This is a genomic window from Paracoccus sp. NFXS7, from assembly GCF_040148865.1.
GTDB classification, from domain to species: Bacteria; Pseudomonadota; Alphaproteobacteria; order Rhodobacterales; family Rhodobacteraceae; genus Paracoccus; species Paracoccus marcusii.
Genome location: NZ_JAKEKV010000014.1, coordinates 1 through 13,203 on the forward strand (window position 1 = coordinate 1; position 13,203 = coordinate 13,203).

General features: G+C 62.2%; 22 protein-coding genes. 10 read left to right on the top strand and 12 right to left on the bottom strand.

Translation table 11 applies throughout. The annotated features are described in order from the left end of the window. The first annotated feature begins 143 nt into the window (after positions 1-143). From LZ686_RS17010 to LZ686_RS17040, 7 genes are all read left to right on the top strand, one after another. A complete protein-coding gene (locus LZ686_RS17010; protein WP_349548545.1) occupies positions 144-359 on the top strand; it encodes a hypothetical protein in 216 nt (71 codons plus the stop codon). Positions 360-462: 103 nt separating this feature from the next. Further along, on the top strand, positions 463-771 hold the full coding sequence (locus LZ686_RS17015; protein WP_349548546.1) for a hypothetical protein: 309 nt from the start codon (positions 463-465) through the stop codon (positions 769-771). A gap of 13 nt (positions 772-784) precedes the next feature. Continuing rightward, a complete protein-coding gene (locus LZ686_RS17020; protein WP_349548547.1) occupies positions 785-1,783 on the top strand; it encodes a hypothetical protein in 999 nt (332 codons plus the stop codon). Position 1,784: 1 nt separating this feature from the next. Further along, positions 1,785-2,834 carry a PD-(D/E)XK nuclease-like domain-containing protein gene (locus LZ686_RS17025; RefSeq protein WP_349548548.1) on the top strand — a complete coding sequence of 350 codons (1,050 nt, stop codon included), beginning with the start codon at positions 1,785-1,787 and terminating at the stop codon, positions 2,832-2,834. Continuing rightward, entirely contained in the window at positions 2,825-3,916 is a 1,092-nt protein-coding gene (locus LZ686_RS17030) for an AAA family ATPase (RefSeq protein WP_349548549.1), read from the top strand. Before LZ686_RS17025 ends, LZ686_RS17030 begins: the two co-directional genes overlap by 10 nt. Positions 3,917-4,262: 346 nt before the next feature. Continuing rightward, positions 4,263-4,475, top strand: a complete 213-nt coding sequence (locus tag LZ686_RS17035; protein WP_139085368.1) for a hypothetical protein — start codon at positions 4,263-4,265, stop codon at positions 4,473-4,475. A 238-nt stretch (positions 4,476-4,713) separates the two neighbouring features. Beyond that, positions 4,714-5,172 carry a hypothetical protein gene (locus tag LZ686_RS17040; protein WP_349548550.1) on the top strand — a complete coding sequence of 153 codons (459 nt, stop codon included), beginning with the start codon at positions 4,714-4,716 and terminating at the stop codon, positions 5,170-5,172. 54 nt (positions 5,173-5,226) lie between these two features. Here the strand turns inward: LZ686_RS17040 and LZ686_RS17045 are convergent, their stop codons facing one another. Beyond that, positions 5,227-5,430: a hypothetical protein gene (locus tag LZ686_RS17045; RefSeq protein ID WP_349548551.1), complete on the bottom strand. Its 204-nt coding sequence runs from the start codon at positions 5,428-5,430 to the stop codon at positions 5,227-5,229. 139 nt (positions 5,431-5,569) lie between these two features. On the opposite strand from LZ686_RS17045, the gene LZ686_RS17050 reads away from it, so the two are divergent. From LZ686_RS17050 to LZ686_RS17060, 3 genes are read left to right on the top strand one after another with little or no spacing between them, the layout of a single operon-like run. After that, positions 5,570-6,250 (top strand): hypothetical protein, encoded by a 681-nt coding sequence (locus LZ686_RS17050; protein WP_349548552.1) that lies wholly within the window; start codon positions 5,570-5,572, stop codon positions 6,248-6,250. Further along, a complete protein-coding gene (locus LZ686_RS17055; RefSeq protein ID WP_349548553.1) occupies positions 6,247-6,444 on the top strand; it encodes a hypothetical protein in 198 nt (65 codons plus the stop codon). Before LZ686_RS17050 ends, LZ686_RS17055 begins: the two co-directional genes overlap by 4 nt. Next, the gene (locus tag LZ686_RS17060; RefSeq protein WP_349548554.1) at positions 6,441-6,953 is read left to right on the top strand and encodes a DUF1643 domain-containing protein; all 513 of its coding nucleotides are present in this window, start codon (positions 6,441-6,443) and stop codon (positions 6,951-6,953) included. Before LZ686_RS17055 ends, LZ686_RS17060 begins: the two co-directional genes overlap by 4 nt. A 335-nt stretch (positions 6,954-7,288) precedes the next feature. Here the strand turns inward: LZ686_RS17060 and LZ686_RS17065 are convergent, their stop codons facing one another. From LZ686_RS17065 to LZ686_RS17115, 11 genes are all read right to left on the bottom strand, one after another. Continuing rightward, positions 7,289-7,819, bottom strand: coding sequence for a hypothetical protein (locus LZ686_RS17065; protein ID WP_349548555.1), 531 nt, complete (start codon positions 7,817-7,819; stop codon positions 7,289-7,291). A 57-nt stretch (positions 7,820-7,876) separates the two neighbouring features. Further along, the gene (locus LZ686_RS17070) at positions 7,877-8,179 is read right to left on the bottom strand and encodes a hypothetical protein (protein WP_349548556.1); all 303 of its coding nucleotides are present in this window, start codon (positions 8,177-8,179) and stop codon (positions 7,877-7,879) included. Between the two features lie 70 nt (positions 8,180-8,249). Beyond that, the gene (locus LZ686_RS17075; RefSeq protein WP_349548557.1) at positions 8,250-8,876 is read right to left on the bottom strand and encodes an AAA family ATPase; all 627 of its coding nucleotides are present in this window, start codon (positions 8,874-8,876) and stop codon (positions 8,250-8,252) included. Positions 8,877-8,934: 58 nt separating this feature from the next. Beyond that, entirely contained in the window at positions 8,935-9,774 is an 840-nt protein-coding gene (locus tag LZ686_RS17080; protein WP_349548558.1) for a replication initiation protein, read from the bottom strand. Positions 9,775-10,158: 384 nt separating this feature from the next. Further along, positions 10,159-10,428 carry a hypothetical protein gene (locus tag LZ686_RS17085; RefSeq protein ID WP_349548559.1) on the bottom strand — a complete coding sequence of 90 codons (270 nt, stop codon included), beginning with the start codon at positions 10,426-10,428 and terminating at the stop codon, positions 10,159-10,161. Further along, positions 10,425-10,640, bottom strand: a complete 216-nt coding sequence (locus tag LZ686_RS17090) for a hypothetical protein (RefSeq protein ID WP_349548560.1) — start codon at positions 10,638-10,640, stop codon at positions 10,425-10,427. Before LZ686_RS17090 ends, LZ686_RS17085 begins: the two co-directional genes overlap by 4 nt. A 374-nt stretch (positions 10,641-11,014) precedes the next feature. Then, a complete protein-coding gene (locus LZ686_RS17095; protein ID WP_349548561.1) occupies positions 11,015-11,380 on the bottom strand; it encodes a hypothetical protein in 366 nt (121 codons plus the stop codon). Positions 11,381-11,382: 2 nt separating this feature from the next. After that, entirely contained in the window at positions 11,383-11,949 is a 567-nt protein-coding gene (locus LZ686_RS17100) for an N-acetylmuramoyl-L-alanine amidase (protein WP_349548562.1), read from the bottom strand. Positions 11,950-12,227: 278 nt separating this feature from the next. Then, complete coding sequence (locus LZ686_RS17105; RefSeq protein ID WP_349548563.1) at positions 12,228-12,623, bottom strand: hypothetical protein; 396 nt, start codon at positions 12,621-12,623, stop codon at positions 12,228-12,230. Then, the gene (locus LZ686_RS17110; RefSeq protein WP_349548564.1) at positions 12,614-12,793 is read right to left on the bottom strand and encodes a hypothetical protein; all 180 of its coding nucleotides are present in this window, start codon (positions 12,791-12,793) and stop codon (positions 12,614-12,616) included. The genes LZ686_RS17105 and LZ686_RS17110 overlap by 10 nt, the downstream gene beginning before the upstream one ends. After that, on the bottom strand, positions 12,790-13,023 hold the full coding sequence (locus tag LZ686_RS17115) for a hypothetical protein (protein ID WP_127898437.1): 234 nt from the start codon (positions 13,021-13,023) through the stop codon (positions 12,790-12,792). Before LZ686_RS17115 ends, LZ686_RS17110 begins: the two co-directional genes overlap by 4 nt. Positions 13,024-13,203 lie beyond the last annotated feature (180 nt).

Below are 13,203 nucleotides of genomic sequence, written 5' to 3' on the forward strand. Positions count from 1 at the left end.
GCAGGATAGCACCGAGAAATTGTCCTATTCACAATAACTCCGCTTATTGCGTAGTTTTTTATTTGACACTGCGCATATTGCGTAGTTATCTTCATTTGCACAGGGCGCGACACACGAGCCGCCCGCCGAGATGGAGAACCCACATGCACCAGACGAATTACCATGAGGATGATCGAGACGGCTGCTTCTTCTGCGGCGTGGCCAGCGCGTTCGCTATCTGGATCATCGGCGCTGCGATCTTCGGGATGATCTGGCTTTTCGCTAGTGATGCCTTTGCGGCGTCCGCCGACCGCCCGGATCTTTGCGCCCAGTACCGCGGCGGCGAGGTCGCGGCCTGCATCGCGGAGATGAGCCAGTGACGCTCCTCGGCAAGGACAAGTGCGCCAACGAGCTGCTGGGTAAGCTGATGACGGAGACGCTCGTCCTGCAGCAGCTGCTGAAAAAGCGCGGCGAGGTGAAAAAATGAACCGCACCCCCCTGCCCCCGATCCTCTACCTGGTGGCCCGCGACTATGGCGCCCTTGGGATCGGCAGCCAGGACATCACCCCGAGCCGTGACGAGGCCTATGACCAGTTCACCTGCGCGACCGATGCGGGAGAGCCGGTCGGTGTCTGGCAGATCACCACGGCCGACGGCCTGCCCGCTGGCATCACCGACGTCACCGACGCATTTGAGCGCGAGCTGCAGGACGTCTGCATTGCCCGCGATCTGGATTGGCCGACGGTTCGCCATCTCGAAGACAACCCCGCCCTGAAACTCGCCGCCGAGTAAGGAAAACCCTACCATGAACGACATGACCAACACCCCCGGCACGGGGCTGATGCTGCCTGCCGGAACGGATCTCGCTGCGCTGTTCAAGGACGGCACCGGGATCGACCCGCTGATCGCCCGCATCGAGGCGGAGGTCCGCGCCCACGTCCCCGACACCAGCACCAACAAAGGCCGCGAGGCGATCAAGTCTCTGGCCTACAAGGTCAGCCGGTCGAAGACGGTGCTGGACGATGCCGGCAAGGCGCTGAACGAGGACGCCCGCAGGCAGATCAACCTGGTCGACGCATCCCGCAAGAACATCCGCGACCGGCTCGACGCACTGCGCGACGAGGCCCGCGCCCCGCTGGTGGCATGGGAGGAGGCCGAGGCCGCCCGCCAGGAACGGAACAAGCGACTTCTGGCGCAGCTGACCAACCACGGCATGAACGGGCTGGAGGCATCGGCCGACATCATTGCGAAGGCGGCACAGATCAAGGGTATCGTCCTACCCGACGGCTTCGGCGACGACCGGGATGCGGCCGAGGCTGCCCGGGCCGCCACCATGGACGCGTTGCGCAACATGTTCGTCGCGGCCCAGAAGCGTGAGGCCGAGGCAGCGGAGCTGGAGGCGCTGCGCCGAGAAGCCGCAGAGCGGGCTGCCGCCGACGAAGCCGCCCGGATCGAGCGTGAGCAGGCCGAGGCCGCGCGCCTGGCAGCCGAGCGCGCCGAGCAGGACCGCATGGACGCCGAGGCGCGCGCGGCGCGTGAAGCAGAGGGGCGTCACCAGCGCGAGCTGGCCGAGGCAGCACGCCGCGAGGAGCAGGCCGCACAGCGTGAGCGGGACCGGATCGCGGCCGAGAAGCGCGCTGAGGAAGAGGCGCAGCGCAGGCGCGAGGAGAACGCCCGCATTCGCAACCGGATCAAGCGCGAGATCGCTGCGGCACTGACCGCCCTGCCCCAGCCCCTGACCCCCGAAACCGTTGCCGAGGCCCTGGTGGCCGGTGGCATCCCGAATTGCAGCGTGAGGTTCTGACATGGATGGAGCATGGCCCTTTGACGACGCCCCGAAGCGTCCCGAGCCGAACAAGATCGCCGGCTCGCCGCCCCACGAGGAGTATCAGCCGCTCACGCGCATCCTCGCCGCCGGCGTCCATCAGATCGACGGCGAGGACTATCACCGCGACCCCTGCCCCGAGGCGTCGCTGTCCTCCACGCTGGCCAAGACCATGCTGGCGCAGTCGCCTCTGCATGCCTGGACGGCCAGCCCGCGGCTGAACCCAGACTGGGAGCCGGTGAACAAGAAGACCTTCGATATCGGCCGGGCGGCGCACCGCGCGATTCTGGGCGCGGGCGGAGACTATGTCGCCATCCCCAGGAGCATACTGGCCAGCAACGGTGCAGCCAGCACGAAGGAGGTCAAGGCCTTCATCGAGGACGCCCGCGCCGCCGGCCAGACGCCCCTTAAGGAGGACGAGGTTGCCCAGATCCAAGCCATGCGCGCCAAGGCTCAGGACAAGCTGACCGCGCTGCAGATCGACCTGGACCCTGCCCGCTCCGAGATGGTGGCCATTGCCGAGATCGACGGCGTCTGGTGCCGCGCGATGATCGACAACGTGCCTCTGGATGCGCGCCTGCCGATCTACGACTTCAAGACCTGCGAGAACGCCAGCCCCGAGGCCTGCCAGAAGGCCATCCTCAATTACGGCTACGACGTGCAGGCCGAGCACTACCGCCAGGTCTGGAAGGCGGCCACCGGCGAGGACCGCGTCTTCCGCTTTATCTTCCAGGAGAAGAGCGCGCCGCACGAGGTCTGCGTGGTCGAACTGGGCGCCGACACGCTGCTGATCGCCCGCAAGAAGATCGCCCGAGCTCGTGAGATGTGGGGCCTGTGCCTGCGCGCGGACCAGTGGCCGGGCTATCCGCTCGGCGTGCACCGCGTCGACCTGCCCAGCTGGGCGATCGAGCGCTGGCTCGAGCGCGAAAGCCACGAGGCCCAGATCAAGCGCGACACGGGCCGCGACATCCTTGCCGCCTCCTATGCGGCGCAATCCCCCGAGAACCACGAGGTGAACCCATGGGCGTGATCCGCTTCATCCCCGTTACCGAGATCAACGATCCCCTGACCCTGTCGATCGGCCTGAGTGGCGGGTCGGGCACGGGCAAGACCTATACCGCGCTGCTAATGGCCCGCGGTATCGCCGAGGTCGTCACCGGCAAGCCCGGCGCCCCCATCGGCTATGTCGACACCGAGAACCGCAGGGCGCTGCACTACAAGGCGGCCTTCCCCGAGATGATGCACTTCGACTTCGCCGCGGTGGACGACAAGGGCAGCGTGGTCGGCTTCGGGCCCGAGCGCTGGATCGAGGTGATCGACGCGGCCGAGAACGCCGGGCTGCCGGTGCTGATCCTCGACAGCTTCTCGCATGCCTGGGAAGGCGTCGGCGGGGTGCTGGACCTGCACGCCACGACGCTGGACCGCCTGACGCGCGGCGATGACAGCAAGAAGGACCAGCGCAGCCAGCTGGCGTGGGCCGAGGTCAAGCCGCGGTACCGGCGCCTGATCGATCGCATCGTGCGCGCCAAGACCAACATCATCATCTGCACCCGCGCCAAGCCGGTCATGCAGGACTTCAAGACCAAGCTGAATGCCCGGACCACCAAGACCCGGCGCAAGGATGTGCCGTGGGATCCCGCTGCCGATGGGGACCTCATGTTCGAGATGACCACGATGGTGATCCTGGACCCGGTCGCGCCGGGCTGCCCCGTCCACCAGATCAAGGTCGCCGACCAGTTCAAGGCGCTGCTGAACCCGCGCCAGCCGATGGGCGCCGAGACCGGCCGCAAGATGGCGGAGTGGGCGAAGGGCCAAGGTAGCGCACAGGAACAAAAGACAGCTCTGGATGAGGCTCGCACCCAAGCGCGCCGGGGGCGCAGCGCCATGCGCACCTGGTGGCAGGAGAACCCGCAGAAGGCGGAGATTGCCAAGGCGATCCTGCCGGAGCTGCAGGAGCTTGCCGCCGCTGCCGACCGCGAAGCCGAGACTGCCAACGATGACCCGTTCGCTGATCGGCCTCAGCCCGACGAGGACGAGGCCAGCGACAGCATGACGCCCGAGCAGCGTGCCGAATACGAGGCCGCCATTGCCAATATGCGCGAGAGCGCCTGATGGCTTGGCGCGCTCATGAGGGGCGTTGGCCCAATGGGCGGCGCTTCTGGACCGTGGAAGACCGTCGCTCCAAGCCCGCTCGGGCTCGGTGCGGCGATAAGGGCGGCATCACCCGCTACTGCGATTATCACTTGGCTCTGTGTGAAGTGTCGCGGCTTGCCACCTTGGATAAGCCCCCTTCCCCACCAAAGCCCAAGTCGCAGGCGTGGCACCCTATCGACTGCGACGACCGCTTTTGACCCCATTCCCCGCCGCCCATCGCCTGTGGCGCGCGGGGAGAACTGGCGGGTCGGTCCCCCTCCCCCTGACCGGCCCGCCCTTTTCACAGCATCACGAGGACCCGCTTATGCGCCACGACTTCCAGAACATCCCCGAGGATGCCGACGTCATCCTGCACCCCGCCGACGCGAACCTGATCCACCGCGAGCCGGTGAAAGCTACCCGCATCGGCATCTACTTTTTCTGTGAAGGGACCGACCCCGAGCGCGGGCCAGACTACTACCTGGGTGACGTCGCGGCCTTCTGTGAGGGCTGGGAGCCGGTCGAGGTCGCGGCATGATCAGGCGCCGCCAATCCCCGTTATTACCTTCCCGGTCCCACCGCACTCGGGGCATTCCTTGCCATCTACCTCTCCAGTGCCTTCGCACTCGCGGCAGATGTTCTCGCCTGCGCCCGGTGCGTCAGGCGGTACTGTGTCTGGGTTCGGATCGTCGCTCATCTTGCATGCTCCTGTTGGCTCATAGGTTAGTGCAACCGGTGCACCTGACCGTTGTTCCAGTTGGCGGGAGGGTGCTGCTGTGAGCCCCCGTCCCGGCCCCATCAAGCACGGCACGATCTACGCCTACAAAGCCCGCGGCTGCCGGTGCGACGCATGCCGGACTGCCAACAGGGAAACCTGCCGGGCTGAGCGCCGCCGGTGCGGTGTGATGCCGCTAGGTAACCCCTGCAGGATCGGCGATCGGCAATTCAGCAGCCAGCTGGAAGCTGCTCGATCCGCAAAAAAGTCCAAGAGCGCGATCAATTACCACCTGGACCGACACGGCAACCTCGATCGGCTCGGCGCAAAGCCGGGCGGGCCGAACAACAGCATGGGCAAGCCGGTCTGCATCGGCGGGCAGGAGTGGCCGTCTCAATCAGCACTGGACCGGGCCTTGAGCGTCCCCCTCGGCACCGTGTCGCGATGGATCAAGGCAGGCGCACTCGACGCCCTGACCGGCGCCGTGATGCACATGAACACACAAAGGAAAGCGGCATGACCATGTATTCAGTTATCTGCAGCTCTGAGGCTCAAGATGTCTCAATGAGTAGACTTACTCGTCATCTTCCTCACCGACACCTGCAGCTTCCAAAATGGCTAGCAACACAGCCATGTCTTCGCGCTGGCGCTCATATTCAACCGCATCCGAGGCACTCAGAATGCGCGCTTCTTCGCTCTCGTCGCAATGGAGTTCAGCAGTACCTAAGACGCGGCGCAGAACTTGGCTGGGAACTGAAACAGAGTGAGTGTGAGACATCGCGACCTCGGAACGAAAACAGCGGCTACAGCTTAGCCTGCGCGGTGGAAGTACTGGAGAACGCCAAGCCATTCGAGTGCGTAAACGCTTCTGTCTTAAAGTTGTCATGGTTTCGTCACTCTTCTCGTAGGACAGATGTATGCGCATCCTGATCGCCTGCGAGACCTCAGGCGTCATGCGCCGAGCCTTCGCGGCCCGCGGCCACGACGTCTGGTCCTGCGACCTCCTAGCGGCCGAGGACGGCAGCAACCGCCATATCCGAGGCGACGTGCGGGAAATTCTGGACGATGGCTGGGACCTGATGGCCGTCATGCACCCGCCCTGCACCCGCCTTTGTCGATCCGGTCGCCGCTGGATGTCTGGGCCGGGCAAGTGGACGCCGCCCAAGCAGCTGCCCAAGGGCCGCACCTGGGCAAGCATGCGCGAGGAGTTCGAGGCGGGCGTGGATCTGTTCACCGCGTGCTGGCGCGCGCCGATCGAGCGGGTCGCGATCGAGAACCCCGAGATGAACGACCTTGCCAAGGACCGGATGCCGGCCGACCTCCCTGCCCCGCAGATCGTCCAGCCGTTCTGGTTTGGCGAGCCAGCCTACAAGGCCACCGGCTTCTACCTGCGTGGCCTGCCGCTGCTGGTGGCGACAAACATGCTGCCAGAGCCGGAGCGGGGCCGCGACGAGTGGAAGGCCTGGAGCGCGATCCACCGCGCTCCGCCAGGGCCAGACCGCTGGAAGATTAGGAGCAGGACCTTCGAGGGGGTGGCGGATGCCAGTGCTGACCAGTGGGGCGGCTATGCGGTCAGCGCGAAGGAGCGGGTCGCATGAGCCCCGAAGCAAACGAGCTGCTGGCCAAGCTCTACAAGACTGGCAAGCACCCCGCGAAGAACCGAAAGGCCGCGGCCGAGCTGATGGATGCCGGGCTGGCCGAGCCGGGCAAGAACGGCGGGCTGAAAATCCTTCCCGCAGGGCGCTTCGCAGCTTGGCAGGCGCAGCAGGTAGTGAGAAGGGAGAAGACATGATGGACATGATCGGTAATGGGGCTATCTTCTCTGACTGCGGTCAGTACCGCCTGCGACTCGACCGGTATATCGGCGCGGGGGACGTGGTTGCTGCCGTTTTCGGGGTCAATCCGTCTCAAGCTGGTGCAGACCACAACGACCAGACCAGCAAGAAATGGATTGGTTTCGGAAAGCGCCTGAGATGGCGGCGATACGTTGCGGCAAATGCGTTCGGCCTCATCGCGACTGACGTGCGAGATCTGGCGACAGCAGCAGACCCCTATGGCCCCCGTTATAGAGAGACTGTTGCAGAGGTGATATCCGAGGCCGATGTACTCGTTGCATGCTGGGGAAGCCGTACGAAGTTGCCAAAGGTGCTGCGCCCCCGCCTTGATGAGATGGCAATGCACCTGCGCCAAAGTGGAAAGCCTGTCTTCTGCTGGGGTCATACGGCGAGCGGCGATCCTATCCATCCAATGATGCTAGGCTACGCGACGCCCCTAATCCCATTCAGGGGATGCGAGGCATGACCTGGCGCCAGCAAGCGGCGGAGATCATCGCGGAGGCCACCCGCGCCCTGCCCTGCCGCTGCAAATAAAGGCTTCCGTTTCAATACGGCTTCGGTATGATCAAAAAGTCCCTTACGGACCTCATCAGTTGCCCTTGCCTCGCAGCGCTCATAACGCCGCGAGGCATTTTTCTATCTGCATCGATGAAAAACTGAGATCACCCACGTAAAGCATGGCAACCAGCGAGGCAGGACTACTTAGTGTGGTACGGGTATTGCCCGCGAACCAAAGTGCAGGCGGAACAGGAATGGGCGGTGGTTAGGGAAATTGCCGCTGTTTAAATATTTTGAAACACACTAATCAATAATTCCGTTAATCTTGGCGTTATTTTGGCGATTACTAGTCATCGAATCTATTTCACGCGCACTTGCATAAATGAACAAAAGATCCTGCTTTATCTTGCTTAATTCTAACAAGTTTTTTGCAGCTAAAACGCTCTGTAGAGACTGAGAGCAACGACCTTGAAGGTGAGAATATGCCTGCCAGTCCCCCTCAAGTTCTTCTATCAACTCCGCCTTGAGCTGAGATATATCGTTAGGAAATGGGTTAGCCTTCAACGGCCTGATAATCTTTGCAACGTTCTCGCTTTTATACTCGATTTCATAGAACGTACTTGATGCTTGCTGAAGTATTGCAGCCCTTTCAGATTCCGTCATTACAACATTGCTTTGCCGCGCGGCTCTCAACGATTGCCACGCAGCGAAAGCGGCAGCAAGCGCGGCTACGATTGACCCAATAGCCGCTGCCCACTCGACTGGACTCCCCCAGCCAGAGAGTATCGAAACATGCTTGATCGCTGTCCAGTAACCGTCCAGCCATTCAATCATTCTACATCCTTATATCGGACGTGCATAAATGCACTTGTGCACAAATGCACGCTCGCATTATTCTCCGAACGCCCTGCCCGCTTCGTGGCGCTTCCACAGCTCATGCAGCGCATGCTCGATCAGTTCGGAGTTATTCATGTCCAGACGGGCACGCAGGATCGCCACACGCTCTAGGATCGGGTCGCGCTTATCGAAGTAGGCACCGAGGTGTTTCTGCCCTGCCCTCTTGGCGACAGGCTTCTCTGCCGCAGGCGCTGGTGCCCGCTTCGCAGCAGGCTTTGGCGCAGCCGGCGCGGCGGCGGCTTCCGGCTCTGGCTCCTTTGACATCATCGCTGCCAGAAGCGGATTTGGTTTTTTCATTTCTGCACCCCTGCCCTATTGCCCAACTGCATTTGTGCCACTGTGCACAATCCCATGACTGCACGATTGCTCATTTGCTGCCCTGCAATTCTGCACGAACCCACGCCCATAGGCTGGCCACTTCCGCAGCAGCCTTGCCGTTCGGATCTACCTCCTGGACCGTCTGTCCGGATGCGCTGGCATCCCGGTGGGCCTTCCGGCGGTGGAGCACGACGGGAGCTGTCTTGGCACCCATGGCCTCGATGACCTCGCGCGTATAGGCGACCTCGGCCGGGCCGGTCGGGTTGGCCATATTCACCACCGCGAACACCCGACGCGAGAAGCCGCGACACAGGCGAAGGGTCCTGGGCATTTGCTCAAGAGGTTCGACATCAGGAGTGGTCGGGATCAGCACTAGGTCGGCGACCTCGACGGCGGCAGGAGCCTCGGTCGAGCGGGCAGGGGGGGTGTCTATGATCACCAGATCGGCCACGCCCTTAGCCTGGGCCAGCTTCTTCGGCAGTTCATTCTCGGTGGAGAACACCACCACCGGCATGTCGCCCTCGCGCCGCTCCGCCCATTGGCTCACGCTCTGCTGCGAATCCATATCGATCATCAGGACCGATAGGCCGTCTCGAACCGCGGCCACTGCAAGTGAGCGGGCGAGGGTGGACTTGCCCACGCCGCCTTTCTGCATTGCAATCGTGATCACCTGCATGTCTGCCCCTTTGCATTTGTGCACATTTGCAACTGTGCATCTTTGATCAACTGCACGATCATGGCTCCCAGAGGGTTACTTCGGGGAGCTGGTCAACGAACAGGTTAGCCTGCTTGCCTTGCTGGGCCTCCCATTGCGCTTTCTTCTCGTCGACGGTCTTGAGCCACCAGGACAGCCGCAGCTTCGTCACCTTTCGGCCCTGGGTCTCGATCGTGTCGACGCGGCACGAGAAGGGGGCGAGGGCGTTCACCTCTGCCACGGCCGGTTCAATTGCCTTGCGGCGTAGCGCCGCGAAAGGTCCGAGCTTGCCATGGGGGACGCCGAGATAGTCCCGCAGCTCGTCGGTCTCGAAGTCGTTGTAGAAGACGTGCTTCAAGCCGATCCGCTTGGCGATGATCTCATAAAGCGCCATCCCGTACTTTGTGCCGAAACCATGGAGGATCTGCATTTCGAGCCTGGCGAAGATCTGGCTGTCGCGCAGGATCGGCAACAGCTTCGGGTGAAGCTCATAGGTGAGCATCGTGGCGATGCCGGGTCCGAACTTCTCGACATCGGTCGGGCCGAGGAGATGAACGTTGCGGGTTGATCCGTCAGACATCCTCACGCGTACGACCGTCTGCATAAGGCTCAGGATTGCCTCTGTCACCCGGTCGTTTGACGTGTGATTGCCTCGCAGTTCGGAGAAGGGGATACGGTATTCCTGCCCCTCGGCGGCCATGTCTGGACCGAAGGCATTGGACAGCAGCTGGTTGTAGATCCTGCGCGCAGCCAGGGTGATCTTCTCGCCACCACGAACTTCGATCAGTTCGGCAGGCTTGATGACCTCGCCGCGACGCTGAAAAGCCCCAAGCGTGCCCGTAGAGCTATCGTGACTTTTTGGGCGAGGTTCGTCCCGCATGCATTGTGACCTGTCCCTGTTTTCGAGTCACAGTAGGCCTAAAAGTCGTCTCTTTGGAAGCCACTGCCGGAAATATCTAACAGCGGCGTGAGGACCTCGCCCCAAAAGTCATGATAGAGCTATAGGGGACATTCGAGGGCAGGGGCCTCGCCCAAAAAGTCACCTTACCTCGCCCCATCGGTCACCATGCCTCGCCCATAAAGTCTCGATACCTCGCCCGATAGGTCACTTTCAGGCTGGATTAATATTTAGGAACAGATGTTTAGGGCCCCTAAAAAGGAAGAAATATAAGAAACTAAAATGCTTATCCCCAAATGCAAAAAGACCGCCCCCGGTTTGAGCCGAGGGGCGGTGATGAAAGATGCTAGTGAATAGGGCAGGGGGCTACGTGCGGTCGTCCGGCCAGCCGTGAGGCTTGTGGCCCCACTTGTCGGACGCTCGCCCCCGTACCTCCTCCAGCGCCGCGGACATCGAATCCGAATAGCCGTTCTTTGAGGGCATGGTGATGACGGACCACGCCCACTGCGGGCGGCCGAGGCGACTGCTCTGCTGGTCGTCCAGCATGACGCGGCCGACGACCAGGCCATCCCGGAGGACGACCCAATCATTGGCATCGGCTTCGAAGGTGATCTTGCGTGTCCAATGCGTAGTCATTCCGGTTCTCGCATGCGAAGGACCCGGCTGCCAAACTGGAGCGAGAGCCGATCGCGCGGCGAGTAGTCGGCCATTGCGTCCCACGCCGCGATCATGGCGCTCAAGTGCCCGGCCGCCAAGGAATACCGATCGCCCTGCCACTCCTCGCACCAGATGATGTAGAGGGCCCGGTTCTCCGGGAAGATCGGCTCGTGAATACGGTGGCGGGGCATGGCTGTCTCCTTCTGGTCGATTAGAACGAAAGAAGAACAACACGCAAGACTTTACCCTATTGCTAACTGTGCACGTGGTCAGATTTTTCGTAGGGCATCATTACACGGACTGCATGATCAACCTTTCGATTGATCAGCTGATCCAAGAACCCTTCTTGTTTTTCGAGAGAATTGGGATTGCTCACCATTGATCGCTTGGTGATCTTTTTTGTGATTACGATACATCGTGCTTGAGAAGTCCTTTTCCGAACATGGCTAACCATTTTCGTCCCCCTCCTGTTGCAATGATAGAAGCGTTAAACGAAAGTCTATTCTCTTTAGTTTCATGACCTCATGCCGGTTAGATCAGCCGCAGGTGACCATCACTGGAACGGCTACGCATCCAGTCCTGGCACCTTCTTAAGAGCTGTGGTCAAGGCATCGGCCTCTACGACTGCCTCGACAGCCTGCTTCTTGTTCCAGACCGCTCTGGTCTTGCCGAGCATGCGTTCGACCCCCGCCCACAGCAGACCTGCCACTGTGATCACTGCATAGACCGTCTCCGCCGTCACATCGATCGGCATCGGAAACGGCAAGCCGAGCATCAGGGCAGCCGCGGCGACGAAGGCCACACAGGCGACGATGAAAGAGCGGTTGGTGAAGGCCAGTGACCAGCGCTTGTCCGGCCCAGCCAGGCGGTTCGCCTGCTCGATCAGCGCAGACAGGTCGCGGAGGGTCTTGAAGAGCATCAGCGGGTTCATGGTCATTTCACTCCGAAGAAAACAGCAACGTCCGCAGCCAGTGCGCCGATGAGGTACAGGGCGCCCTTGGCGGGGTTGGTGACGGCGGGAGAGGCAGGAGAGGGCAGGGGCTTCGGCGGGACACTGTCCATGACAGGCGGCCGGGCGTTGGCCGCGGCCCACCAGCTGCGCACGTCAAAGCCGGGGCATTGCGTTGCACCCAGATCGCGGTGTCCGACGACCTGTGCACCGGGATGCTTGGCCAGCAGCTCGCGGACCAGCTTCACCGTCGCGGCTTTCTGCGCCTCGGTGCGGTTGTCGACGCCGACGTTCGGGCCGGTGGCGCGCTCGATGCCACCGACGGAGCAGATGCCCAGACTGCCGGTGTTGTGGCCTGAGACGTGCGCGCCGACGACCGTGTCTTGGCGGCCTTTCTCGACGGCGCCGCTGCGACGGATCACGTAGTGGTAGCCGACGTCGTTAAACCCGCGGGCGAGGTGCATCTTGCGGATATCGGCCACGCCGTAATCCTGGTCGGGATAGGTCGCGCTGTAGTGCAGCACGATGTACTTGATGGGGAAGTGTGGCATGACTGCCTCCTCGTGGGCATGGACATGAAAAAGCCCGCCGGTCAGGGCGGGCGAGCTTGGCTTTCATTTGCGGGCGATTAATGTGCGCGTAGCCGAAACGTGCTTATTCGTTGTCGTTCGGTCAGGCGGTCCCTGTCTTGCCCGATCTGGGACCGCCGCTAGTTTCTCGGGAAAACTCACGACGGAACGATCTGGGATGGGGCCCGTTGAGACGGGGTAGACAGTGGAATATTTATCCCTGCTTCTGTTCTCGCCCCGCCTGCCAGCGGGGCAATTTTTTATCGCCAGGGCAGCAGCCTAATCTTTGTGGGGTGCAGCCAGGCGCGCCACAGCGGCCAGTGATGCCGCTCATCCTCCGGGATCAGTAGCTGGCGGCATTTCAGGGCACAGAAGAACGATGCCATCTTCATCAGTCCGAAGACGATGTTGATCAGCCGCCCGCGGGTCGCGTCGGTCCACTGCTCGGCGAAACCCGGCACCCACATCCGCAGAAGCGGCATGCCCACATCCCAGTAGATGCCGCGTAGGATGATGGCCCCGGCGAGGATCATGAACCCGGTCGCGAACCACCAGGTCGCGGAGCGAAGCTCACGGAAACTGGCACGGAATGCCCAAATCACGGCGAAATAGCCGAGCGCGTTGATGACGGCGATCAGCCCGATAGTCAGTGCCATGTCTTGGTGTCCTTCTCCAGCTGCTCCACAAGGCGTTCGATTGCCCGCACCCGCGCCTTGATGGCCCGCTTCTCCGGGGCCGAGTCTGTCATGTGCTCGCGCATGATCGTGTCGGCCCTCTCGGCCCTGCGCCCGTGGCCGGTCAGCTGTCGGATGAGCCGCCCCATCATCGCCGATCCTCCAGAAGCCGGACCGCCCGGCCCATGATTTCGGTGTTCGCCGCCGTGGTCTTGTTCGTGTCGGTGATCAGGTCGCGGCTTTCCTTCACCATCGCCTGCGCCATCTCCAGCATCTTGTCCTGCAGCTCGCCGTTGCGCTTGTACTGGATCCAGTTGGCCCAGCCCTGGACGACGATCACGACCCCGGCGAGGCCGCCGCCCACCTCCCGGACAAGGGTCATCAGCTCATTCATGGTATCGGCCCGGCCGTGCGACGGCGGGTGGTGTCATCAGCCATCGCGGCCTCCGTGAAATGGGGTGGAGTTCACGCCCGGCGACCGGGCATGAAAAAGCCCGCACGCGGCGGGTTAGGGTTAGGGTTAATGAACAAATCAGTGCAGACAGCCGGATAAACCGTGCTA